A 24,473-nucleotide genomic window follows, 5' to 3' on the forward strand; every position below is an offset into this window, starting at 1 on the left:
CTCGACTACGTTATCGACCAAGTGTTCTGGCAACATGCCGCCAAGTTCACCGACCGGCTGGAGGGGGCCCGACCCCCGGAAAGTAGACACGGGGGATGTGATCAGGAAGCAGATCTCAGCGTAACAGGACATTGCTCCTCAAACACTGCTGGAGCGAGATACCCGCACCAGGAATGCCGACGCGTGGTGTTGTAGCGGGTACACCAGCGGAAAACAACTCGCCGGCACTGCAACTGATTGGCAAACGTCTTTGCGTCCTGGAGGACCTCACGCTTCAACGCGGCGTTGAAGGACTCCGCCAGGGCGTTATCAGCGCTGCTGCCGATCGCGCCCATCGACTGCCGGATCCCCAGCTGCGTACACGTGTCCTGGAACGCATGGGAAGTGTAGACACTGCCATGGTCCGAGTGAAAAATTGCGTCGTCGAGACTTCCGCGCTGGCCCTTGGCCATCACCAGGGCGTCCTGGAACAGGGAAGAACGCATGTGATCGGCAATCGCGAAGCCGACCAGCCGGCGGGAGAAACAGTCGATGACCGTGGCCAGGTACATATTCGACCCGTCCGCGATCGGCAGGTACGTGATATCGCCGACGTAGACCTGGTTCGGTGCCGGGGCGGTGAACCTCCGGCCGACGAGATCCGGAAACACCGGCTTCCTCCCATCCGAGACAGTCGTGGTGACCTTGCGTTTCTTGGAGTAGCCAACCAGTTGCAACGAGCGCATGATCCGGGCGACTTTCTTGTGATTGACCGGACTGCCGGGCGAGTCGTCGTTGAGTTGCGCCGTGATGCGTTTGGAGCCGTAGCAGCCGCGTTCTGCGGCGAACACGGCCTTGACCCGTGCGCCGAGGATCGCGTCGCTGAGCAGGCGTTGTGTCCTGGCGGAGGAGGTGTTTCTCCATTTGTAATACGAGGACCGGTTGAGTTTCAGAACCTCACATAACCGCTTGACCGAATGGCTGTTCTTGGCGTCGTCAACGAACTGGAAGCGGATCACCAGGTCGTCTCTTCCGCAAAATATTTCGCGGCCTTGCGCAGGATGTCGCGCTCTTCCTTCAGTCGGGCGTTTTCCCGTTCCAGCTGGCGGATACGTTCGGCATCGGTCACCGATGTCGGGGTCTGCGAGGCGGCCTCGGTGCTGGTGGTGGTGCGGGCGCCGGTGCCGTATTTGCGGACCCAGATCTGGAGGGTGTTGCGGTTGACGCCGAGTTCGGTGGCGAGGGCGTTGATCGATACGCCGGGGGAATTCTCGTAGAGGGCGACCGCGTCGTGGCGGAATTCCTCGGTGTAGGTCTTGCTGGGCATGGTGGCAGGTTACCTTTCTTCCCCGGCAGAAAGCCGGGTTGTCGGGTGTCTACCAAACAGGGGTCAGGTCCCCTTGAAAAACCCAGCATGAAGGGCACAAAGGAGTCTGGGACTTTAGTTCTTGAATTGCCAGCACTGAGATAGCGCCGGCGCTGAAAGCAACACCAAAAGTATTGAGAAAGGTGCCCCACCAAAGAAGCTTAAAACTAATGCTGTTGAGACTAACCCCGGGAGGTTCAGGATTCATAAGATGTTGTCTCCGGGGCCTAGTAATAGTGCAGATGGGTAACGGTCAATATGTAAAGCTATTGTGGCATTCTTTGGCACGGTAATTTCCACCGACAAAACGCTCAATGCAGAGGACGCCGGGGCGCTGGCACAGCTGGTATTACCAGTAGTGCCCGCCCCAGCGTCCTGCCGTGTTTAGCCGCTAGCCCTTGAGGTCGGGGAAGTCGGTGTCAGAGAACTCGTGGCCGTAGCCCTCGGTGGTGGTGCGAGCTGCTAGTGCCTGGGTCTTCAGCTCGCCGTGCTCACCGTGGAACTCCTTCTCACGGGCACGCAGCTGCACGCGGCGAATCTTGCCCGAAATCGTCTTGGGCAGGTCAAAGAATTCCAGACGGCGAATACGTTTATAGGCCGCCAGGTTATCCCGGGAATACTTAAGAATTTCTTGGGCGGTCTCAGCGGTGGGCTCATAGCCCCCAGCTAGCACAACGTATGCCTTGGGGACCGCGTAACGGATTTCGTCCGGGGAGGGGACCACTGCCGCCTCAGCAACCGCCGGGTGCTCAATAATGACTGACTCCAGTTCGAAGGGGGAGAGCTTGTAGTCGGACGCCTTAAAGACATCATCGGCGCGGCCCACATAAGTGAAGACCCCGTTTTCATCCCGCTCGGCAATATCGCCGGTGTGGTACCAGCCGCCATCGAATGCTTCTTCGGTTTTCTCGGGGTCACCCTTGTACTGGATCATCAGACCCACCGGGCGGGGGCTCAGGCGCACACAAATCTCACCCTCTGCGGCGGGCTTGCTGAGGGGGTCCAGTAGAGCAATCTCGTAGCCGGGAAGGGGGCGCCCCATGGCACCCACCTTAAGCTCCTGACCAGGGGTGTTAGCAATCATGACGGTGCTTTCGGTCTGCCCAAAGCCGTCGCGAATGTCAACACCCCACGCGGAACGAACCTTCGAGATAACCTCGGGGTTCAATGGCTCGCCGGCAGCAACTACCTTGGTGGGTGGGGTCTTGAGCTGGCTCAAATCAGCCTGGATGAGCATACGCCATACGGTGGGTGGGGCGCAGAAACTGGTCACGCCGTGCTTCTGCATATTCTGCATGAGAGCTGCAGCATCGAAGCGAGAATAGTTGTAAATGAAGACCGTCGCCTCAGCGATCCAGGGGGTAAAGACATTCGACCAGGCGTGCTTAGCCCAGCCAGGAGAGGCGACATTCAGGTGTACATCGCCCGGTTCCAGGCCAATCCAGTACATGGTGGATAAGTGGCCCACGGGGTAGGAGGTGTGGGTGTGCTCCACCATCTTGGGGCGGGAGGTGGTGCCAGAGGTGAAGTACCACAGCAGCGGGTCGGACGCCGGGGTGGGCCCATCAGGTGTAAATTCCTCGGGTGCGCCGTCGGCATCTAGGTAGCTAACGTGCGGGTGGTTTGTGACAGCACCCTCGGTGAAGTCGCCGGTCTCAATGACAGTAAAATCGCCGGTTACGGTCTCGTATTTAGCTACGTTAGCGGAGTTGGTGATGACCCATCGGGCCTCGCCGCGTTCAATGCGGTCATCCAAATCTGCCTGTTCCAGCATCTCGGTGGAGGGCATGAGCACGGCACCCAGCTTGATGCCTGCCAGCATGGTCTCCCACAGCTCCACCTGGTTGCCCAGCATAAGAATAATGCGGTCACCGCGCTCTACCCCCAGGGAGCGCAACCAGGTGGCAACTTGAGAGGAACGACGCGACAGCTCACCGAAGGTGCGGGTGATATGGCTGCCGTCCTGTTCAGCAATTACGAGCGCCAGGGTATCCTTGCGTTCCTCACTGGCGGCCACCTGGTCAAACCAATCGAGGGCAAAGTTGAAGTGCTCGAACTGGGGCCAGTTGAACTCTTCTCTAGCTACTTTGTACTCCTCACGCAGAGCAACTAGCTGGTCTCGGGCGGTGCGGAACTGTTCGGTAATGCTCATGCTTCTCCTTTTGGCCAGGGGGTAGCTCTGGGGCGTCAAAATAAAGGTGTTCTGAGTCACTGTAGGATTGTTTTTTGGGGGCTGTCAAGGAATTTTCGTACTGGCACCCTCAGTGGCGTCATGTGGTGACTATCTGCCTTAATCTGTCCGGAAAGGGTTTACATATTCTTGACAGAGGGGGTAACTTGGTCTTAATTTATGTCTCACATCACAGTGCTGTGGTGAGAGTGGTGATCCCACCGGCCCCTGCACAGATACCAGCCAGGAGAAAACTCGATGACCACCCACATCCGAGGTATGGTTCAAAATCCACCCGCTAAACCCCTGCCCTTCCCCGATATTGACCCCTTTGGGGTGCTCAACCTGCTCCCCGAGGATGAAAAAGAGTGGTTCCTGCGGATCCGAAAATATCTACAAGAAGAAGTACGCCCCCAGGTCACCGATTACTGGAACCGCGAAGAGTTCCCCTTCCACCTCCTAGAAGGTATGGCAGAAGTGGGCCTGGCGCGGCTAGAAACAAGTGGCACCTCCTGGCTCTTTCGTGGCTTGGTCTACGCTGAGGTAACCCGCGTGGACGTCTCCCTCTCGGCCCTGGTGGGCATCCACAATGAGCTGGTGCTGGGCATGGTCAACGCTCTAGGTTCTGAAGAGCAGAAAAAAGACATGCTGCGCAAGCTAGAGAACTTCGAACTGACCGGCGCCTTTGCGCTGACCGAACCCGCCCACGGCTCTGACATCGCAGGTGGTCTGGAAACCAGTGCCACCTTTGATGGTAAGAACTGGATTATTAAGGGTGAAAAGCGCTGGATTGGTATGGGTACCATCGCAGACTTCGCCCTGGTCTGGGCAAGGGACACCGCTGACCAGCAAATTAAGGCATTCATCGTGCCCACCGACACCCCCGGTTATTCAGCTGAAAAGATTAGCAACAAAATTGGCCTGCGCATCATGCAGAACGCTCACATCACCCTCGATAATGTGAGCGTGCCGGCTAGTGCCCACCTGCCTGGTGCCGTTAACTTTGATGCCGCCAACGAGATGCTGCGCAACTCCCGCGCCTGGGTCGGCTGGCAGGGCTACGGCATCCAGATCGGCATCTTTGATATCGCCCGCGAGTACGCCACTACCCGCGAGCAGTTCGGTAAACCGCTGGCTAAGTTCCAGCTGGTGCAAAAAGGCATTTCAGAAATCATGAGTAATGCTCAGGCAGCACTAGGGCTCATGATGAACTGCGCCCGTATGCAGAAGAACGGCACTTTGGATATGGTGCATGCCGCCATGGCTAAGGCAACAGCCACCCGCTTTGCCCGTCAGAGCGCTGCACTCGGGCGTGAGGTACTGGGTGGTAACGGCATCACCACAGATTATGAGATGGCTAAATTCTTTGGGGACGCCGAGATTCTCTACACCTACGAAGGCACCTACGAAATTAACTCTCTGATTGTGGGCAGAGCTCTCACCGGCTACTCGGCCTTCGTATAAACCGCTAGAAAGGACGCTCTGTGCAACTTCATGACACCCTTGCCCTGGTCACCGGGGCGGCTTCTGGAATCGGCAATGCTACCGCCAGGGCGCTCCTTGCCCAGGGTGCCCAGGTCTGCGGTTTAGATTTGCAACCCAGCATTGACCGTGCCCAACCCCTGGAAGGACTAACCCTATTGGCGGCTGATGTTACCGACTACGCCGCCGTTGAAGCCGCCCTGGCACAGGTTCACGAGGTGGGCCAGCCCCTGCGTACCGTGGTCAACTGCGCTGGCATTGCCCCCGGTGCCCGCGTCCTTTCTAAAAAGGCCAAGCATGACCCGGCCCTTTTTGCCAAAACCGTGAGCATCAATCTGGTGGGCACCTTCAATGTGCTTACCAACGCTGCAGCTGTCATGGCAGAACAGGATCCCGCTACCGAGGACGGTTGCCGCGGGGCCGTTATTAATACTGCCTCTATCGCCGCTTTTGAAGGGCAAATCGGGCAAATCGCCTACGCCGCCTCCAAAGGCGGAGTGGCTGCCATGACCCTGCCCGCTGCCCGCGACCTAGCTAGCAGTGGCATTCGCGTGAACACTATAGCTCCTGGCATCGTTGACACCCCGCTCATGGCAGGTATCACTGAAGAATTTAGGGAGGCACTGGCCGCCGGCGTCCCCTTTCCCCAACGCTTGGCAACCCCTGCGGAATTCGCAGACCTGGCGGTCTTCATCGCCCAACACGACTACATCAACGGCGAAACCATCAGAATGGACGGCGCCCTGCGCATGGGCCCGCGCTAAAACCCACTCTAGGAGGACATCATGACCACCCAACCCATCATCGCTTTCATCGGACTGGGGCACATGGGCGGCTACATGGCCGCCAACCTGGTAGCAGCCGGTTACACCGTGCACGGCTTTGACCTGATGCCCGCAGCTCTAGATACCGCTGCCAGCAAGGGCATCACCATTGCCGAGAGCGGTGAGGCGGCCGCAGCCCAGGCCGATATTGTGCTGACTATGCTACCCGCCGGCGTCCATGTGCTCTCTGCCTACCCAGCGCTCCTAGCCGCCGCTAAACCCGGCACCCTTTTTCTCGACTGTTCCACCATTGAAGTAGACCACGCTCTGCAGGCAGCAGAAATGGCACAAAAGGCAGGCTTTGAGGCAGTAGACGCCCCCGTCTCAGGTGGCATGGTGGGTGCAGAAGCCGGCACACTCACCTTCATGGTTGGCGGCTCAGAAGCAGGCCTAGAACGCGTGCGCCCCCTGCTGGAGGTCATGGGTAAAAAGGTTGTTCACTGCGGCGCCAACAGCACCGGCCAGGCTGCCAAAATCTGCAACAACATGCTACTGGGCATCGCCATGGTCGGAGCTTCAGAAGCCTTCGCGCTGGGTCAGAAGCTGGGGCTAGAGAATCAGGTGCTCTACGACGTCATCTCCACCTCCTCGGGCTACTGCTGGGCCGTTAACGTCAACTGCCCCGTGCCCGGCCCCGTCCCCACCTCACCCGCCAACAAGGACTACGAACCGGGCTTCGCCACCGCCCTCATGGCTAAAGACATGGGACTGGCGCTCGCCGCCTTAGAAACTACGGGAGTTAACGGTGAGCTGGGGGCGCGAACTGCCGCTATCTATGCTGAACTGGTAGAAGAAGGACGCGGCGGCAAGGACTTCTCAGATGTCTACAACCGCATCGCGGGCACCATTTCAACAAAGGAGACGACATGAGCAGCTACGAGAATATCCTGACAGAAACCCGCGGCAGGGTTGGGGTTATTACCCTCAACCGCCCCAAGGCGCTTAACGCCCTCAACGACGCTACTATGCGCGAGGTTGTTGCCGCCGCCACCGCTTTTGATGCGGACGCCGGGGTGGGGGCGATCGTCCTGACCGGTAGTGAAAAAGCGTTTGCTGCCGGTGCCGATATCAAGGAAATGTCGAGCCAGACCTACGACAGCATGTATGCCGCCGACTGGTTTGCCCACTGGGATAACCTCACCCGCCTGCGCACCCCAATCGTCGCTGCGGTCAACGGCTATGCCCTAGGCGGCGGCTGCGAGCTTGCCATGATGTGCGACATGCTGATTGCCGGGCCCTCCACCAAGTTTGGCCAGCCCGAAATCAACCTGGGCGTCATCCCAGGCATGGGTGGTTCCCAGCGTCTAACCCGCGCCGTAGGTAAAGCAAAGGCAATGGATCTCTGCTTGACCGGGCGTTTTATGGGAGCAGAAGAAGCAGAACGCTCCGGATTGGTATCGCGCCTAGTAGAGGCGGATGAGGACGTTCTACCCACCGCTCTAGAAATGGCAGAGACTATTGCGTCTAAGTCCAAGTTCGTGGCGCAGGTGGCGAAAGAGGCAGTGAATGTTGCCTTTGAAACCACTCTGGCTCAGGGCATCCAGTTTGAACGTCGCACCTTCCACGCGCTCTTCTCTACCCACGATCAGAAGGAAGGCATGGCAGCCTTCGTGGAGAAGCGTGAGGCTAAGTTCGAGCACCGTTAAAAAAACTCTTTGAGAGAGATGCAAGGTGGCCACGGTGCAAAGCGCTGTGGCCACCCCCTATCTTTGTCTGCTGGGCCACCGTCATGGTGTTGCGCATCTCATTGAAGTGTGACAAGGTTAGATTCAATCGCAATAACTGACCAATCGGTCACTAATGATTTGTGGAGGCAAAGTGGCCAAACCGCACCCCATGCTTGAGCGTGACTACGCCACAGAGTGGATGGACCTTAATGTTCTAGAGGTCTGCCAGGGCTATGCCCTGGCAGAAATGACGATCACCCGCGATATGCTCAACGGCTTCGGCATCGTCCACGGGGGCATGACCTTTGCCTTTGCCGACACCGTTTTTGCCCTCACCGTTAACTCTTTGAACCCCGAAGAATTCAGTAAGAAAATCACTGTGTCATCCGGGGCAGACATCAACTACGTAGCCTCAGCACGCGAGGGTCAAACCCTGCGCGCTGAAGGTAAGCTCGCAGCATCCTACGGGCGCAACAGCCTGGTTGATGTCACCGTGACCTGCGAAGGCCAACTCATTGCCGAGTTCCGCGGCCGCGGGCGCACCATCACACCCCCGACAGCCTCGGAAGGACAGTAAATATTGAGCACCTACAAAGCACCCCCCTGCAGTGTGGAGAACCCCTACACCCCACCGGCTAAGCCTGCTGACCCCGGTAGCCCCGACGCTGAGGAGCTGATGAGCCGGGACCAGATTGAGTCCCTTCAGTTTGAGCGCCTGCGCTGGAGCCTGCACTATGCCTACGAAAATGTGGCAGCTTACAAGGAGCTCTACGACGAACACGACGTGCACCCCGGTGACTTTAAAGAGCTAGATGACCTCAAGCTCTTCCCCTACACCGACAAAGAATTTCTGCGTAAGGCCTACCCCTTTAAGGCTTTCGCTGTGCCCATGAGCGACCTGCGCCGCATCCATGCGTCCTCGGGTACCACCGGCCAGCCCACCGTGGTGGGTTACACCGAAAATGACTTGACGACCTGGGCATCCCTGGTGGCTCGTTGCTTCCGCTTCTCCGGTATCAAGCCCGGCCAGAAGGTGCACAACGCCTACGGCTATGGTCTCTTTACCGGTGGTCTGGGTGCGCACGCAGGTGCAGAACGCTTAGGCACCGCCGTCATCCCCATGTCTGGCGGCCAGACCGAGAAGCAGATCCAGCTCATTCGCGACTTTGAACCGGATGCGATTCTCTCCACCCCCACCTACCTGCTCACCATTGCAGACGGTTTCCGCAAGCTGGGTATCGACCCCAAGGAAACCAGTCTCAAGACCGCGGTGCTGGGTGCTGAGCCCTGGACCGAGGAGATGCGCCACGAGATTGAAAAAACCTTCGGCACCCTCAAAGCCTGCGATATTTACGGTCTGTCTGAGGTCATGGGCCCCGGTGTTGCTGGTGAATCTGGCGAAACACAGGACGGCTCCCACCTTTGGGAGGACCATTTCCGCCCCGAAATCATTGACCCCTTTGACGACACTGTGCTTGATGTGGGACGCCCCGGCGAGCTGGTCTTTACCTCCCTCACCAAGGAGGCGTTGCCCATCATCCGCTACCGCACCCACGACCTCACCCGCCTGCTGCCCGGCACCCAGCGTCCCGGCCACCGCCGCCTGGGTCGCATCACCGGCCGCAGCGATGACATGATCATCCTGCGCGGCGTCAACCTCTTCCCCTCCCAGGTAGAAGAGCTGGCCCTGCAGCAACCTGAACTCTCACCCCACTTCGCCCTGGAGCTCACCCGCCCAGGCCGCATGGACGAGATGACCGTGCGTATTGAGCGCCGTGAGGACGCCACTATGCAGCAGGCAGAGGACGCCGGCAAGCGTCTGCTGCACGACATCAAAACCAAGATCGGTTCAAGTTGCCGCATTGAGGTGCTGGACCCGGACATCCTGCCCCGCTCGGTGGGCAAGATTCGCCGTATCTACGATTACCGCAACAAGCCCAAGGGCACCGGCGAGTAAACGTCAGTTGAGCTAGTAGAAAGTGGGATCTGGCTACTACCATTGGGGGTGTCACCTGTCTGCAGGTGGCACCCCCACTGTGATGAAAGGAAACAGGTGAGCAAGACATCTGTGAAGCGCGGCCGCCCCGGCTATGAGCGGGCTGAGGTCTTACGTCTGTGCGTGGCTGAGTTCAATGAGCGAGGCTACGAGGCGACCAGCATGGACATGCTGGCTAAGAAACTGGGGCTCACCAAAAGCGCGATTTACCATCACGTGGCGTCTAAAGAAGAGATCCTTGAGATTGCCCTCAAGCAGGCACTCAATGCCCTGGATGAGGTTTTTGAAGCGGGCGAAGTGCTCGAGGCGGATGCTCTGGAGCGCCTTGAGTTTGTGGTGCGTCAGACCGTCTTTGTGCTGACCGACCATCTGCCTGAGGTGACCCTGTTGTTGCGCTTGCGCGGCAACACCCCGGTGGAGGACGCAGCTCTGGGTAAGCGCCGTGAGCTGACGGTGCGCCTCTCCAACCTGGTGGGGGCAGCGCAAGAAGCCGGTTTCGTGCGTCAGGACGCTGACCCTGCCACCCTGGCTCGTCTGATTTTCGGCATGATTAACTCCTTATCGGGTTGGTATGACCCCACCCGCGGCAGCGACGTGGACGCCTTGGCAGACACGGTCGTGGAGATGGCCTTCCACGGTATTGGTAGGCATACGTTATGATGCGAATTCGGATGAAAAAATTCTTGGCGTAGACCAAAATCCCATGATGTGAAAATTTCAACTATATCGATAATAAGATTCTGTCAAACTACGGGTGACCTGTCCAACAACCTGTCTATTGAAAAATTAATTATTTCCCCTTGACAGACCATGGTTCAGGTAAGAATATTTTAATCAGATAGTAATTTAATAAATTTGATTATTGAAAAATAACTAATATCTGATTTATTGAATGCCTTTATTTATTTGGGCAATTAATGTAAAGGATATTTGCCATGCGTAAATTTCTTACTTCAACATTGTTAGTTGTCGCTACTCTATGAATATTTCCTGCTGCACATGCCGTAAATAATGCACAGGGAAATGCGACTATTGAAACTCTCCAAGTTCCTCTTACTCCTGGTGCCGGAGATGTAAATATTCAGTGGTCAGACACGGGTCTTGGTCGCTATGCAAGCTATGTGACGCCTCAAGATGCCTGGGGCTCAAGTTATGCAATAAGCAGAGAGCTAGCTTGGGTGCGCTATGTGGGGACGGCTAGGGCTGCAGGTAACATTTATGGGGGCCAGCGAATTACGGGTGTATGTATTTGGTATACGCGTAATGGTGCCATGAAAAGTTATAAAGGATGCTCTTATGTCAGCAGCAATGGGCGTAGCTGGGCTGCTGGTCCAGTAACAATCGTAGAAACATGGGACACGATAGATCCTAATGCTCCTAAGACAATTTTTAATATTCAAACTACTAGAATCAATCCTAATATTTTTTAAGGAGAGCCTGCTGTGGTTAAGAAGATGGTCAGGGGTGCGGTGGTTACCACCTTCTTGCTCTCTGCCCTGACCATCTTCTCAGCCCTGAGTAGTCTCGCTGCCTACTTAGGCGGTGGGGCTCATCCCCTCCTAGGGTACGGCGGTGCTCTTAGTACCGTTACTATCGGTGAAGTTGGTGACTCTAACTCTCCTAGCCCTGAAGCCTCTGATTCTTCTGTCCCGCAAGAGACACATCAGGGGTTCACGCAGAACATTAACCGGTTCAGCCAGGGGCACCGAGTCTCCATTCTCTATGTTCCGGCCAGTCAACTTGATACAGCAACTGTCCTCGATGAAGCCCATAACTTTACTCTAGGGGAGGGACAAAGCTACCAGGCTCTAGAAGAGCCAGCCAGCCAAACCGCACTAGTGCTTGGACAGGTTCCCTCGGCTAGTTACGAGGTGCTATTACCTCATTCGTCGGTTGATATCTCGGCACTAAATGAGCCCTACCGTATCGACCAAGAGCCGGGTATCACCGCATTGGCGACTCCCGCTGTCCAACCTTTTGGCACTGGCACCTACTACCTCACCACCGATAATCACATCGCCATAGCCGTGCTAGAAGAGCTTGCCCAGAATGAGGGTTACACCTTTTCCCTAGTTGATACACGTAGCCAACCGACACTAGCCCACTATGTATCCTCCCCCTATGGGCTAGTTAACCTACTGCCCGTCCTTACCCTAGCTCTCTGTGCAACGGCGCTTATTCTTATCTACCTGCTAGGCCGCACCTCCTCAATGGCAACAGCTCTCTCCCTGGGCGCTAGCCGCTACCAGGCTCAGCAGGTCGAGTTGCGCCGTTTGATACCGGGGCTGGTCTCAGCTAGCTTACTAGGTGCCTGCCTTGCCCTGGTCTACTCCTTCCTGGCCCCCCAATATTCTTCGCTCTTCATCCCGGTGCTTACCGTTGTTCTAAATATTCTCTGGTGGGTAGCTCTTATTTGGCTACTTCTTCACCGTGCAGGCAGGAGGCTCAAACGTGAAATCCCATGCTAAAAGAACTTTGCTGGACATCTCAAAGTTCCTACCGCGCCTGCTCCCCATTAGCCTGCTGATCTTTTTGGCTTCGTGTATCGGTGTTTATTCCCTTGCTTTCTTTCTCAATGACGGCGCCGCTAACAATCCAGGGCGCCAGAGCTCCGACGGTCAGGTTGCCTTTCTTAGTCAAGTAGATGCCCATAAACAGCGCACCATTACCACCCCGCAACAGGCAAGCCCCACCCTTCTAGCTGGGCTTGCCCGAGAGCTGGAAAACTGCACCGGCTGCCAGCTAAGCATCGAGGTTCAAGGAATGCTGAACCGGGCACATTTTTCGTTGGTAGATGATGATGCAGATGCCCTGGTACTTGTCAGCAACCAAGTTGCTGAGCAGACGAATATTTCTACAGCTGAGATGGGTAGCGAGAACTATGGGCGCACAGTGCTTTCCCTACCTCCTGACCAGCTGACCAGCCTTCCCTTTTTACCGCTGGCAGACACAGTTTCCCTGCCCCAGAATATTTCCTGCTCCTGTTCAGCAGAGGAACTTGCTGTGTTGGCCGGAAACATAAATGAGGCCTATAAGGATGAGGGGCTTACCAGCCGCTTCTACGCTTACAGAGACGCTCCTCGGACCTATACACTGACACAGTGGGCGGTAACGCTCAACCAAAACCTGCCCTTCTTCCTGCCTTTACTGGTATTGCTTGTGCTGGCGGTTGCCGCTAACGCAGCCCTTTGGAAACTACTGCGTCCCAGCTACCGGCTTCAGTCCTTCTATGGCGCCCACTGGGTGGTGTTACTTCTTCGCTACCTCTTTTTTGTGGGTCTTGCTTTTACCCTGCCCCTTTATTTGGGATTTGACCTGGTAGACCGGCTGTTGCGTTCTAACGGGGGTTACTCCGCACCGCCCTGGCCCGCAGGCGGAGGTGCCCTCATGCCTCTGGCGCTATTGAGTTTCCTGCTGCTGGTTGCTGCCCCAGGCATCCTCTCTATCTATCGGCTTTCTCGAAAGGAGCGAATCGGTGACTAACCTACTGCTTGAGGCCTACGGGGTAGATAAGACCGTGCCAGACGGGACTGCTCGGCGCCAGGTTCTCAAAGACTGCAATCTAACCCTAGCTGCTGGGGAAATTGTAGGGATTATGGGTCCATCTGGCTGCGGTAAAACCACCCTGCTCGATATCGTAGCTGGCCTGCAGGTACCTGACAGAGGGCAGGTCTACCTGCGCGGCACTCCACTGGACTATACAAAACCTGCCAGCCTGCCGCCCATACGCCGGGAGCACATAGGTTTCTTATCTCAGGGCTATGGGTTACTACCTGACGAAAGCGCTTACGAGAACTTGGTGCTGCCCCTGCGTTTTCAAAAGCCCACTCCGCCCCGAAAAGAATGGCGGGCTCTAGCGGAGGAAAAGCTGGAGCAGGTAGGGCTAGATGTCGCCTTGGAGAAGAAAATTAACCGCTTATCGGGTGGTGAAAAACAGCGACTGGCATTAGCCCGCGCCCTTATGCGCAACCCTCAAATCTTAATTGCGGACGAGCCCTCGTCTGCCCTGGACTGGGGGCGTACCCAGCACCTCATTGAGCTTTTTGCCCAGCTTGCAGGGCAGGGAACTGGAGTTCTGCTAGCCACCCACGACCCTTTACTGGCTGCCGCCTGCCACCGGGTGCAGAATCTAGAAACTCTCTAGGTTGGGTATGTCTACATAACTCTTGCTCTATAACGTTTTGCGTTATAGGTCGTGGCTATACCTCATACCACTGGCGGAAAGCCTGAAGGGGCTGAAATTGTTGACTACCACTAGCCTCGCCCCGGTTCACCCCGGCGAGATTTTACTCGAAGACTTTCTAGAGCCTCTGGGGCTGAGCCAGAATCAAGCTGCACGTGCCATGATGGTGCCGCCCCGCAGAATCAACGAAATTGTGCACGGCAAGCGGGGAATCACGGCAGACACCGCAGCCCGCCTTTCCCGCTATTTTGGCACCAGCGCTGAATTTTGGCTTAACCTCCAGGCGCGCTACGAGCTAGACCAGCTTGAAGAGACCCAGGCTGAGAGCTTAGCGGCCATAGTTCCGCTAGCATCTGCCGCCTCATCAACAATAAGGACGCCGCTCCCTTCTCCCAGAAGAAAGGGTGCGGCGTCCTTATTGTTGGCTGTTCCGGCGGTTGAGACTAGTTAGCCTCGTCCACCTCGGGCATAGGCCAGGTCTTAGCGACCAGGGTTAGCACGTCGTAGGTGGCGACGATTTCGTCATTCTGATTATGTAGCACGGCGTCCCAGGCGACCTCGCCGTACTCGTCGGTAACACGCGGGGTGATTTTCTTAGCGGTCAGGGTTACTCTGATCGCGTCGTCATAGGTCACCGGGGTGATGAAGCGCAGGTTTTCCAGGCCGTAATTAGCCAGGACGGGGCCCGGTGCGGGGTCCACGAAGAGACCGGCGGCCCAGGAGACCAGCAGGTAGCCGTGGGCTACGCGGCGGGGGAAGAAGGGGTTAGCGGTCGCTGCCTCTTCATCGGTGTGGGCGTAAAACATATCTCCGGTTTCATGCGCGAAAGCGGTGATGTCCCCCAGGGTCACGGTGCGCAGGTCAGAAGCGAACTGGTCGCCAATTTCCAACTCAGCTAGGGACTTGCGGAAGGGGTGTACGCCCTCGCCCGCATCAACCTGGGCGCGGGTTACGGTTTTGGCATCCGCCCCGCTGTGCCACACCCCGGTCAGGGCGGTTAGCTTATTGGGTGAGCCCTGAATTGCGGTGCGCTGCATGTAATGTTTGACGGCGCGTACACCGCCTAGCTCCTCTCCGCCACCTGCCCGGCCGGGGCCGCCGTGGACCAGGTGGGGCACGGGGGAGCCATGACCGGTCGAGGTCTTGGCGTCCTCGCGGTCCAGCACCAGGACGCGGCCGTGGTGGGCTGCAATGCCCAGGGTGAGCTGGGCGGCAGTTGCGTCATCGTGGGTGCAGACGCTGGCGACCAGGGAGCCGCCACCCATGGCAGCAAGCTCGACTGCTTCATTGAGACTCTTGTATTCCAGTACTGAGGTGACGGGGCCGAAGGCCTCCACGCTGTGCACCTCGGGCGTGCGGGCGTCCGCGAACTTCAGCACGGTAACAGGGAAGAAGCTGGTGCCCTCGGGGGCCTCACCCTGGAAAGCAATCTCGCCGCCGGCAGCTACCAGGCGGTCAACAGCCTTGGCAACTTCTGCTTTCTGCTCGGGGGAGGCCAGTGAGCCCATGGTGACGCCCTCTTCGCGGGGGTCACCTACCCTAATGCGTTCGCTCACCTTAGCTGCCAGTGCATCAATCACTTCCTGGCTGCGTCCGGTAGGCACAATGACGCGGCGCACGGCGGTGCACTTCTGACCAGCCTTGGCGGTAATTTCGACCATGACCGACTTGATAAAGGCATCGAATTCGGGAGTGCTGGCCAGGGCGTCTGGGCCCAAAATAGCGGCGTTAAGAGAGTCAGTTTCGGCGGTGAAGCGCACTCCCTTGGTCTGCACATGGGGGTGGTTGCGCAACACCTGGGCGGTAGCAGCGGAGCCGGTAAAGGCGATGTGGTCGCGGTAATCCAGGTAGTCCAGCAGGTCACGAGCTGAACCGGAAATCAGCTGCAGAGAACCTTCGGGCAGTAGGCCGCTGTCCAGCATGAGGCGCACGGTTGCCTCGGTGACGTAGCCGGTGGGGGTCGCAGGTTTGACGATGGTGGGCATACCCGCGATAAAGGCGGGTGCAAACTTCTCCAGCATGCCCCAGATGGGGAAGTTGAAGGCATTGATTTCAACGGCTACACCGGGCAAGGTGGTGTAGATATGCTCACCGATGAAGGAGCCGTCGCGGGAGAGGACCTCGATGTTGCCGTCGATGATGACCTTGGAGTTAGGGAGTTCGCGGCGCCCCTTGGACGAGAAGGTAAAGAGGGTGCCGATGCCACCGTCCACGTCAATGTAGTGGTCGCGCTGGGTGGCGCCGGTTGAGAAGGAGATGTCGTAGAGACTCTGCTTGTGCTCGGTCAGGTACTGGGCGATGTGCTTGATTCTCAGGGCGCGCTCGTGGATGGTCAGCTTTTGCAGGTTCTGCTGGCCTACGGTGCGGGCGTAGTCGATGGCACCTGCGGTATCTAGCCCCTCGGTGCTGACCTGGTAGATGACTTCGCCGGTGGCGGCGTCCACAACGTCAGTGGTTTTACCGGGGTTTTCGGGGGCCCACCAGGTACCTTTGATGAAGCTGGGAACCAGGGTTGGGGTGCTCGTCATTGAGATGTCCTTCGCTGTTGCAGTACGACCCGGTAATAAGTGACCGAGCGTTCAGTTATTGATATAAACTATAGTTCACATCACAAGTGAGTGAAAGTTATCGGGCGAGGGTTACGCCCGGAAAGGACGCTGGTGGGCAAGATGGCAGACCAAGAACAGTGTGAGCTGTGGAAGATTACGCTCGGTGAGCTAGATGAAAAGATGGGCGTGAAGGTGCTGGAAGAGTCGGCCCAGCGCGTGGTCGCCACCATGCCGGTGGAGGGCAACCGCCAGTCCCTTGGGCTACTGCACGGCGGTGCCATGCTGGCAATCGGAGAAGCGGTCGGTTCCTGGGCCGCGGTGATTCACGCGTCCTCTATGGGCAAGGTGGCAGTGGGAGTGGACGTGAATGCTACCCACCATAAATCTTCACGCGAAGGAATGGTGCGCGCTACGGCCTCCGCCATTCACCTGGGTAGGTCGCTGACCACCCACGAGGTTATCATTACTCATGAAGAGACCGGTGACCGCCTCTGCACCCTGCGGATCACCAACTTTATTAAGGGGTAGGCCAGAGACCAAATCAGCGAATGTGCAGGAAATGTTCGAGCGTGCGCCTGAGAGACGCACGCCCGAACTTATAAGCTCACGCTCCTGGTGACAGCCTAGCTGTAGTCATAGAAGCCCTTGCCGCTCTTGCGACCCAGCTCGCCACGAGCCACCATATCTCGCATGAGCTGCGGGGGAGCGAAGCGCTCACCCAGCTGGGACTCCAAGTACTCAGCAATGCCCAGGCGGACATCCAACCCCACCACATCGGTCAGAGCCAGCGGCCCCATGGGGAACTTGTAGCCCAGCACCATGGCGTTATCAATGTCATCAGGGGAAGCGACGCCCTCCTCCACCATGCGGATAGCCTCCAGCGCGATTGCCACCCCCAAGCGGGAGGATGCAAAACCGGGAGCATCATTGACAACCACCGGGGTCTTGCCCAGACCATCTACCCAGGTGCGAGCCGCTGTCTTAAGCTCCTCAGAGGAATACTTAGACTGCACCACCTCAACCAGCTTGGATGCCGGTACCGGGTTAAAGAAGTGCAGGCCGATGAACTGACTGGGCCGTTCTAAAGCCTCAGCCAGCCCATCAATAGACAGGGACGAGGTGTTGGATGCCAGGTAGGCACTCTCGCTGAGCTGCGCTTCAACGTCGCTCAGGGCAGAGACCTTCAAATCCCAATTCTCGGGAACAGCCTCAACTACCAGGTCGCGGTCAGCGAAAGCCGCGTAGTCAACCGATACATCAAAACGTTCGGTCAGTTCACCCAGGTTGCCGTCAAAAACACCGCGCTCAATGGACTGAGCCAGTCCGCGCACCACGCGCTCGCGTGCAGCCTCAGCACTGGGGGCATCGCGCTCAACCACAACTACCTGGGCGCCGGCCAGGACGAAAGCGTGGGCGATACCCGCGCCCATGCGTCCGCCGCCCAGCACGCCCACGCGGGCGGGAACTTTAAGGTCATGAATTTCGGCCACGGTTTACCTACTTCTTTTTGCGCTCTAGGAAAGCTTGCATACGGTCGAACTTGGCATCAGACTCAAAGAGAATTGCCTGCGCTAGCTCGTCAATGTGGGGGTGGGCATCGCGCGGGGCAGCAAAGACTCGTTTGGTAATGCGCACCGCCAGGGGGTCCTGGGCGCCGATGCGGTCAGCCAGGGCACGGGCGGCGTCCAGAAGCTCGGACGGCTCGTGCAGCTCAGTCACCAGGTGCAGATCCAGTGCTTCCTGGGCATTGAGGATGCGCCCGGCCATAAGAATCTCAAGCGCCACCGGCTCACCCACCAGCTCCTTGAGACGCCAGAGTGCACCGGCGGCAGCGATGATACCCAGGTTGGTTTCGGGCTGCCCCATCTTGAGGTGGGGGGTGCCGATGCGGAAGTCTGCGGCGTAAGCCAGCTCTGCGCCACCGCCCAGGGCGTAGCCGTCAAGAGCGGCGATGACCGGCATGGGCAGGTGGTGGATACGATCAAAGATCTGCGAGTTAATCCCGCGCAGGGCGTCCTCTCGGCGGCGCTCGCGCAACTGGGCAATATCAGCGCCAGAAGCAAAAATGCCGCGGCCGTTGACCTCACACCCGGTCAGAATCAGAATCTTGGGGGTGGTTTCCAGGTAGGCGCAGAGCTCGTGCAGTTCAGCCACCATGGTAGCGTCAATGGCGTTGCGCACCTCGGGGCGGTTCATGCGGGCGACTAGGTGCCCCTCGCCGTCCTCGATGGTCAGTGCGGTGAAGTGCTCAAACATTAAACCTTCTCCACCAAAACAGCTGCACCCTGGCCCACACCGATACACATGGTGGCAAGGCCGCGTTCGGCGTCCTCGCGTTCCATCCGGCCCAGCAGGGTGATGATAAGACGGGAACCGGAGGAACCGAGCGGGTGCCCCAAGGAGATAGCGCCGCCGTCACGGTTGACGATGTCCTCGCTTAAACCCAGGCGGCGCATGGATCCCAGGGACTGGCTGGCAAAGGCTTCGTTGAGTTCAACAGCGCCCAGATCTTCGACGCTCCAGCCTGCGCGTGCGAGCACCTTCTCGGTGGCGGGGACCGGGCCGAGACCCATGATTTCCGGGGCAAGACCTGCGGCGGCGCCGGTCACAAACCGCGCGCGCGGTGTCAGCCCGTACTTCTCGATAGCTGCTTCTGAGGCAACAATAATGGCAGAGGCGCCGTCATTGAGCGTTGATGAGTTACCTGCGGTGACTACTTCGCCACCGGCCACGACGGGGCGCAACTTGGCAAGCACCTCGGTGGTGGTGCCGGGGCGGGGGCCCTCGTCAGTGTCGACCAGGGTAACGTTGCCCTTACGGTCACGTACGGGAACGGGCACGATCTCGTCCTTGAAATGGCCGGCCTCAATGGCGGCAATAGCCCGCTCGTGGGAGCGTACAGCAAAGGCGTCACAGTCTTCGCGGCTGATGCCATCGACTCGGGCAACTTCCTCAGCGGTTTCAGGCATAGAATAGGTGAATTTGTCACGCTTGGCGAACTCAGGGTTAACGAAGCGCCAGCCAATAGAGGTGTCAAAGGTTGCGCCGGGCTTGGCGAAGCCGGTGGTGGGCTTTTCCATGACCCAGGGGGCGCGGCTCATAGACTCAACGCCGCCCGCGATCACGACGTCAGCATCGCCGGCACGAATCATTTGAGCCGCCATGGTCACGGCACTCATGCCAGAGGCGCACAGGCGGTTGACGGTGATGCCAGGGACGGTATCTGGGTAGTCGTTGAGCAGCCAAGCCATGCGGGCTACGTTGCGATTCTCTTCGCCGGCGCCGTTGGCGTTGCCCAAGATGACCTCATCGACAACGGCAGGGTCAATCCCTGCCTTCTCTACGGCATCCTTCAGCACCAGAGCGGCGAGGTCATCGGGGCGGACGCTGGATAGTGCCCCGCCATACCTGCCGACGGGGGTGCGGGAACCGCCGACCAAATAAACCTGGGGTGCGGAAGACATTCAAACTCCTTTGTGAGAACGCGCGGGGCGCAGACGTCAATAACTGACCAATCGTTCACTAAATCTTTTCACTTTAAGTGACCTGGGTCAAGTGAACCAGCCGCCCCCGAGGGAGCGGCTGGCGTGAGGGGTGAGGCAAGGCTCTCGCTATAAGAGTGCGGGTTCTTTAGTTTCCTCGGGGTGTAGGTCAATTTCCTGGTTGCTCTTGGGTACCATGCTGACTGCGACAAGAGAAATTACTGACAGGACCGCGATATACAAACCAATCATCCACGATTGACCGGTCTCACGCAGAATCATTTCAGCAATCATGGGAGCAAAGGCGCCACCGAGAATTGCACCAATGGCGTAGCCGATGGAGATGCCGGAGAAGCGGACCGCTGCCGGGAACATTTCGGCGTACATAGCCGACTGGGGGCCGTAGGAAGGGCCCAGGCCGATGGTGAGGATGAAGATGGCCAGGGTGAAGAGCACGATGTTGCCACTGTCGATGAGGAACCACATGGGAATGGCCCAGAGGATAATGAAGCCGTAGCCGAGTTGGAAGGTGCGCACGCGCCCAATCTTGTCGGACATCCAGCCGCCCAGCATGGTGAAGATGAGCCAGCCAAAACCGCCTATGATAGCCGCGGTCATGGCTTCGCCGCGGCTCATGCCCAGTGCTTTCACGCTGTATGAGATAAAGAAGGCGATGACGAGGTAGCCAGCTGCGTTGTTGGCAATGAAGATGAGCGCTGCAAGGATGACCTGGCGGGTGTTGGTCTTGAAGAGCTGCTTGAGGGGCGCAGATTCACGCTTCTTGAGGTTCTGCATCTCCTTGAAGACAGGGGATTCCTCAACGGAGTGGCGGATGTAGAAGCCCACCAGAATCAACACGATGGAGGACCAGAAGGGGATGCGCCAACCGAAGGAGAGGAACTGCTCTTCGGTGAGGATGGAGTTGAGGAAGAGGTTGATGAGGGTTGCCAGAATCATGCCCAGGGGGACGCCGATCTGGGGGAAAGCGCCGAAGAAGCCACGCTTGTGGCGGGGGGCGTGTTCCACGGACATGAGGGCTGCGCCGCCCCATTCGCCGCCTGCACTGAAGCCCTGTAAGATGCGCAAGAAAACGATGATGATAGGAGCTGCGATGCCAATTGAGGCGTAGGTAGGCACGAAGCCGATGCCGACGGTGGCGATGCCCATCATGATAAGGGTGAGCACAAGGGTGATGCGGCGGCCGAAACGGTCACCGATGTGGCCAGCAACGATAGCACCCAGGGGGCGGAAGACGAAGCTGATACCCAGGGAGGCCCAGGCGACAATCTGTGCGATGGTGTTATCTTCACCTTCGGGGGTGAAGTATTGTGTTGCCAGAATGAGGCCGGCGGCCTGGGCGTAAATGAAGAAGTCGTACCACTCGATGGTGGTGCCGATGAGAGTTCCGGCGAGAACTTTTCGCTCTTCCCGGCTGACTTTGTGCGGTGCTACCGCTGCGTGTGAAGACATTGATGTACCTCTGCTGGTGGAGGGGCGCGTGTGCGCTTGATGCCCTGTGCAACCTCCTCTCATCTATGAGGCGGGGGTCACATCTTGGTGGTTAGTTATGAATCATATACGACTTTTAATCCCCGTGCGATAGTTTCCTAAAATTTTTTACCGTTCGGTCAGTAAATAACGACTGAAGCTCAAGGACGCCGGCACTTAGCCTGTGCGGACAAGCTAAATACCGGCGTCCTGCCTGAGGGGAACACAGACTGTGGAACGCCTAGCCCACGAGAGTTTCGACTACCTTTTCTGCAATCATGATGGTGGGAGCATTGGTGTTGCCTGTGGGTATCACTGGCATGACTGAGGCATCAATGACGTGCAGGTTCTCAACTCCGTGCACTGCCAAATTGTTGGAATCAACAACAGACTCAGGACCCTTGCCCATGGCACAGGTGCCTACCTGGTGGTGATAGGTCACCACAGCATCTCGCGCGTAGGCCTTTAGCTCCTCATCACTGTGCACCGATGTCCCTGGCCAAATTTCTTGGGCGCCCCACTCGCCAGCCAGCGCCTGCTGATTGCTAATCTCCCGGCACTGTTTGATGGAAGCAACCAGAGCATCGATATCTTCATCTTCGCTGAGTGCTGCAAGGTCGACGGTGACTGAATCAGCCAGGGATGCCCCGGTGAGTTTGAGTTCACCGCGAGATACAGGGCGAACAATGCCCGCCATCAGGGTAAATGCTTCGGCGGGCCCCTCCATCTGCCCCTGCCCGTAGTCTTGCGAATACATAGGTACCGAGAAGAAAATGGGCTGGGTATCCGGAACAGCGTGAGCGGGGGAAGACTTCGCGAATAGGTGAACCTCGGCGGGTGCATCTTCTAGGGCTGGGATTGGTCTATCAGTAGTAAAAATGACCGGCGCCAAGAGGTGATCGTGCAGGTTCTTGCCCACGCCGAGAATATCTGCCACTACCTCGATACCCAGCTGTTCTAGCTCGGCACGCGGCCCCACGCCCGAACGCAAAAGAATTTCGGGGCTACCCAGTGCACCGGCTGAAAGAATGACGGTATCTGCCAGTAATTCTTGGGGCTCCCCCTCCTGATGCAATAGGACGCCTTTTGCACGGTTACCATCGAATAGCACCTTCTCAACCCGAGCGTCCGTTATCAGTGTTAGGTTCTTATGGTCAGCAACTGGGCGTAGATAAGCATGCCAGACATTGAAACGTTCGCCATCGCGCAGGTTGAGCTGCATGCGGGAGATACCCTCAACATCACCCGAATTATAATCAGGGTTCAGGGTGTGGCCTGCTTGCTGGGCCGCTTCGACCATAGACTCCTGCAAGGGGTTGCGCCTAAAATTTTCACGCACGTCTAAGAGACCATCCCCGCCACGGGTGGCTGAAGCGCCGCCGTCAAAATTCTCAATTTTCTTAAAGAAGGGCAGCACATCAGACCAACCCCAACTGGAGTTGCCCATCTCTTCCCAGGCATCGTAATCAGCGGAGTCACCGCGTACCCAGATGCAGGCGTTGAGCGCGTGGGAACCGCCCAAAACCTTGCCGCGGGGCAGGTGGAGGCGGCGGCCATGAGCGCCTTTTTGAGGCACGGTGTAATAATCCCAATCCTGCTCACTGTGCCAGAGCTTACCCAGGTTATAGAGGTGATCAATATCGGGGTTGGGGTCACGCAAGCCTGCCTCTACCAGGGTCACTGTTTTGCCGGCATCCAAGAGCCTACGGGTGAGGACAATGCCGGCAGAGCCTCCGCCAACCACTAGAAAATCTGACATGATGTCTCCTTTGACTGTAGATATAAAAGCACCCCGATTCTCTGATAATTTTCAAGAAAACCGGGGTGGTGGGGTGAAATCTATTCGCAAATTACGTGAGGCACACCCATATGCTTGAGCCCTTCAACACCGAACTCCAGGCCGTAGCCGGACTGCTTGATGCCGCCGAAAGGGATGCGGGGATCAATGGCACCGTGCTTATTGATCCAGACGGTGCCAGCCTGCATCTGCGCAGCAACCTCGCGGGCGCGCTCAAGGTTGGGGGACCAGACCGAGGCGCCCAGGCCAACATCCAGACGGTTAGCTTCTTCTAATGCTTCTTCCAGGCTGGAGTAGCGAATAATCGGCAGGGCAGGGCCAAACTGCTCCTCAACCACCAGCGGGTTATCCTTATCAAGGTCGGCAATCAGGGTGGTGGGGTAGAAGAAGCCGGGGGCAGTTTCGTCCGGGGTGCCACCCAGTAGCACGCGACCACCGCCGTCCTTGGCCTTCTGCACCAGGTCCGCCACAATGTCGTACTGCGCCTTGTTCTGCAACGGGCCCAGGACGTTTTGCTCCTCAACACCCACGCCCATGGGCATGTTCTGAGCAACCGCGGTCAGCTCCTCACAGACCGCATCGTAGAGAGAATCGGGTACGTAGAGACGCTTGAGGGCGGCACAGGTCTGACCGGTATTGATGAAGGCGCCCCAGAAGAGGCCCTCAGCAATCGACTTGGGGTCTGCGTCATCCAGTACGATGCCAGCGTCGTTGCCGCCCAGTTCAAGGGTGAGGCGCTTGAGAGAATCAGCAGCTGATGCCGCGATCTTTTTGCCGGTGGCAGTGGAGCCGGTGAAGGTCAGCTTATCGAAGCCGGGATGAACCGACATCTTGGGCCCCAGGGCGCGGTCGGCACTATCTGCCACCACATTTAATACGCCCTCAGGCAACGCGGTGTTCATGACCTCAACCAGCGCCAGCACGCTCAGGGTGGTGTACTCAGAAGGCTTGACCACAATGGTGTTACCCATGCGCAGAGCGGGGGCAATCTGCCAAATCGCAATCATCATGGGCCAGTTCCAGGGGCCAATGCCACCCACTACGCCGATGGGGCGGTAATTGAGCACCGCGCGGGTTTCGCCGTCGTCCACCAGGGTTTCTTCTTCTAGTCCAAAGGACGCGGTGGCGCGGGTCCACGCCACAGCACCGCCCACCTCAAAGCGGGCGTTAGGGCCGTTCAGCGGCTTGCCCTGCTCGCGTGAGAGTAGCTCTGCCAGGGGTTCAGCGGTTGCCTCGATGGCATCGGCTGCCTTCATGAGGTAGTCGCTGCGTTCGGCGTGAGAGAGTTTTGCCCAGGCAACCTGGGCTTCACGGGCAGCTTGTACCTTGCGATCCAGGTCTGCTTCAGTTGCGGTGGGGGCAAGACCGATGAGCTCTTCGGTAGCAGGATCAAAAATTTCGCGGCTACCGCCTTCGGTCACGCGGCTGAGCAGTTCTTGGTAGGTGGTGGGTAGTGACTGCACTGTCATCTCCTTAGCATCAAAGATAG

Annotated in this window: 20 protein-coding genes and 1 pseudogene; 12 read left to right on the forward strand and 9 right to left on the reverse strand. The window is 57.8% G+C overall.

The window, feature by feature from the left end; genetic code table 11:
- Positions 1 to 101: 101 nt before the first annotated feature.
- Together ABD982_RS00285 and ABD982_RS00290 are read right to left on the reverse strand one after the other, a co-directional pair.
- A protein-coding gene (locus ABD982_RS00285) for an IS3 family transposase (RefSeq protein ID WP_345443228.1) occupies positions 102 to 1,306 on the reverse strand; the annotation gives its coding sequence in 2 pieces (ribosomal slippage) (positions 102 to 1,009 and positions 1,009 to 1,306; 1,206 coding nt in all).
- A 430-nt stretch (positions 1,307 to 1,736) separates the two neighbouring features.
- Positions 1,737 to 3,497: an AMP-binding protein gene (locus ABD982_RS00290; protein WP_345443231.1), complete on the reverse strand. Its 1,761-nt coding sequence runs from the start codon at positions 3,495 to 3,497 to the stop codon at positions 1,737 to 1,739.
- Positions 3,498 to 3,773: 276 nt separating this feature from the next.
- Here ABD982_RS00290 and ABD982_RS00295 point away from each other — a divergent pair, with 276 nt between their 5' ends.
- The 11 genes and pseudogenes from ABD982_RS00295 to ABD982_RS00345 form a co-directional block, all read left to right on the forward strand.
- A complete protein-coding gene (locus ABD982_RS00295; protein ID WP_345443233.1) occupies positions 3,774 to 4,979 on the forward strand; it encodes an acyl-CoA dehydrogenase family protein in 1,206 nt (401 codons plus the stop codon).
- A gap of 20 nt (positions 4,980 to 4,999) precedes the next feature.
- Positions 5,000 to 5,761, forward strand: coding sequence for an SDR family oxidoreductase (locus ABD982_RS00300; protein ID WP_345443235.1), 762 nt, complete (start codon positions 5,000 to 5,002; stop codon positions 5,759 to 5,761).
- Between the two features lie 21 nt (positions 5,762 to 5,782).
- Positions 5,783 to 6,691 carry a 3-hydroxyisobutyrate dehydrogenase gene (gene mmsB / locus ABD982_RS00305; RefSeq protein ID WP_345443238.1) on the forward strand — a complete coding sequence of 303 codons (909 nt, stop codon included), beginning with the start codon at positions 5,783 to 5,785 and terminating at the stop codon, positions 6,689 to 6,691.
- On the forward strand, positions 6,688 to 7,467 hold the full coding sequence (locus ABD982_RS00310; protein WP_345443240.1) for an enoyl-CoA hydratase: 780 nt from the start codon (positions 6,688 to 6,690) through the stop codon (positions 7,465 to 7,467). Before mmsB ends, ABD982_RS00310 begins: the two co-directional genes overlap by 4 nt.
- A 172-nt stretch (positions 7,468 to 7,639) precedes the next feature.
- On the forward strand, positions 7,640 to 8,065 hold the full coding sequence (locus ABD982_RS00315) for a PaaI family thioesterase (RefSeq protein WP_345443243.1): 426 nt from the start codon (positions 7,640 to 7,642) through the stop codon (positions 8,063 to 8,065).
- Positions 8,066 to 8,164: 99 nt separating this feature from the next.
- On the forward strand, positions 8,165 to 9,445 hold the full coding sequence (locus ABD982_RS00320; protein ID WP_345445717.1) for a phenylacetate--CoA ligase family protein: 1,281 nt from the start codon (positions 8,165 to 8,167) through the stop codon (positions 9,443 to 9,445).
- Positions 9,446 to 9,541: 96 nt separating this feature from the next.
- The gene (locus tag ABD982_RS00325; RefSeq protein ID WP_345443246.1) at positions 9,542 to 10,144 is read left to right on the forward strand and encodes a TetR/AcrR family transcriptional regulator; all 603 of its coding nucleotides are present in this window, start codon (positions 9,542 to 9,544) and stop codon (positions 10,142 to 10,144) included.
- A gap of 782 nt (positions 10,145 to 10,926) precedes the next feature.
- Positions 10,927 to 11,952, forward strand: a complete 1,026-nt coding sequence (locus ABD982_RS00330; protein WP_345443249.1) for a hypothetical protein — start codon at positions 10,927 to 10,929, stop codon at positions 11,950 to 11,952.
- Positions 11,936 to 12,967: a hypothetical protein gene (locus tag ABD982_RS00335; RefSeq protein WP_345443252.1), complete on the forward strand. Its 1,032-nt coding sequence runs from the start codon at positions 11,936 to 11,938 to the stop codon at positions 12,965 to 12,967. The genes ABD982_RS00330 and ABD982_RS00335 overlap by 17 nt, the downstream gene beginning before the upstream one ends.
- Positions 12,960 to 13,628 carry an ABC transporter ATP-binding protein gene (locus ABD982_RS00340; protein WP_345443254.1) on the forward strand — a complete coding sequence of 223 codons (669 nt, stop codon included), beginning with the start codon at positions 12,960 to 12,962 and terminating at the stop codon, positions 13,626 to 13,628. Before ABD982_RS00335 ends, ABD982_RS00340 begins: the two co-directional genes overlap by 8 nt.
- Before the next feature lie 97 nt (positions 13,629 to 13,725).
- Positions 13,726 to 14,025, forward strand: a pseudogene (locus tag ABD982_RS00345) (HigA family addiction module antitoxin); the annotation flags it as partial.
- 85 nt (positions 14,026 to 14,110) lie between these two features.
- Here the strand turns inward: ABD982_RS00345 and paaZ are convergent.
- On the reverse strand, positions 14,111 to 16,195 hold the full coding sequence (paaZ, locus tag ABD982_RS00350) for a phenylacetic acid degradation bifunctional protein PaaZ (protein ID WP_345443257.1): 2,085 nt from the start codon (positions 16,193 to 16,195) through the stop codon (positions 14,111 to 14,113).
- Positions 16,196 to 16,336: 141 nt separating this feature from the next.
- Here paaZ and ABD982_RS00355 point away from each other — a divergent pair, with 141 nt between their 5' ends.
- On the forward strand, positions 16,337 to 16,744 hold the full coding sequence (locus ABD982_RS00355; protein WP_345443259.1) for a PaaI family thioesterase: 408 nt from the start codon (positions 16,337 to 16,339) through the stop codon (positions 16,742 to 16,744).
- Positions 16,745 to 16,839: 95 nt separating this feature from the next.
- On the opposite strand, the gene ABD982_RS00360 is transcribed toward ABD982_RS00355, so the two are convergent.
- The 6 genes from ABD982_RS00360 to ABD982_RS00385 all read right to left on the reverse strand — a co-directional run bounded on the left by ABD982_RS00360 (position 16,840) and on the right by ABD982_RS00385 (position 24,453).
- Complete coding sequence (locus ABD982_RS00360; RefSeq protein WP_345443262.1) at positions 16,840 to 17,706, reverse strand: 3-hydroxyacyl-CoA dehydrogenase family protein; 867 nt, start codon at positions 17,704 to 17,706, stop codon at positions 16,840 to 16,842.
- Between the two features lie 7 nt (positions 17,707 to 17,713).
- Positions 17,714 to 18,472: an enoyl-CoA hydratase/isomerase family protein gene (locus ABD982_RS00365; RefSeq protein ID WP_345443265.1), complete on the reverse strand. Its 759-nt coding sequence runs from the start codon at positions 18,470 to 18,472 to the stop codon at positions 17,714 to 17,716.
- Positions 18,472 to 19,680 (reverse strand): thiolase family protein, encoded by a 1,209-nt coding sequence (locus tag ABD982_RS00370; protein WP_345443268.1) that lies wholly within the window; start codon positions 19,678 to 19,680, stop codon positions 18,472 to 18,474. The genes ABD982_RS00365 and ABD982_RS00370 overlap by 1 nt, the downstream gene beginning before the upstream one ends.
- Positions 19,681 to 19,827: 147 nt before the next feature.
- Positions 19,828 to 21,168, reverse strand: coding sequence for an MFS transporter (locus ABD982_RS00375; RefSeq protein ID WP_345443270.1), 1,341 nt, complete (start codon positions 21,166 to 21,168; stop codon positions 19,828 to 19,830).
- A gap of 259 nt (positions 21,169 to 21,427) precedes the next feature.
- Complete coding sequence (locus ABD982_RS00380; RefSeq protein ID WP_345443272.1) at positions 21,428 to 22,945, reverse strand: GMC family oxidoreductase; 1,518 nt, start codon at positions 22,943 to 22,945, stop codon at positions 21,428 to 21,430.
- Between the two features lie 80 nt (positions 22,946 to 23,025).
- Positions 23,026 to 24,453, reverse strand: coding sequence for an aldehyde dehydrogenase family protein (locus tag ABD982_RS00385; protein WP_345445718.1), 1,428 nt, complete (start codon positions 24,451 to 24,453; stop codon positions 23,026 to 23,028).
- Positions 24,454 to 24,473: the final 20 nt, after the last annotated feature.

The sequence above is a fragment of the Rothia endophytica genome, from assembly GCF_039543885.1.
Classification (GTDB): Bacteria; Actinomycetota; Actinomycetes; order Actinomycetales; family Micrococcaceae; genus Rothia; species Rothia endophytica.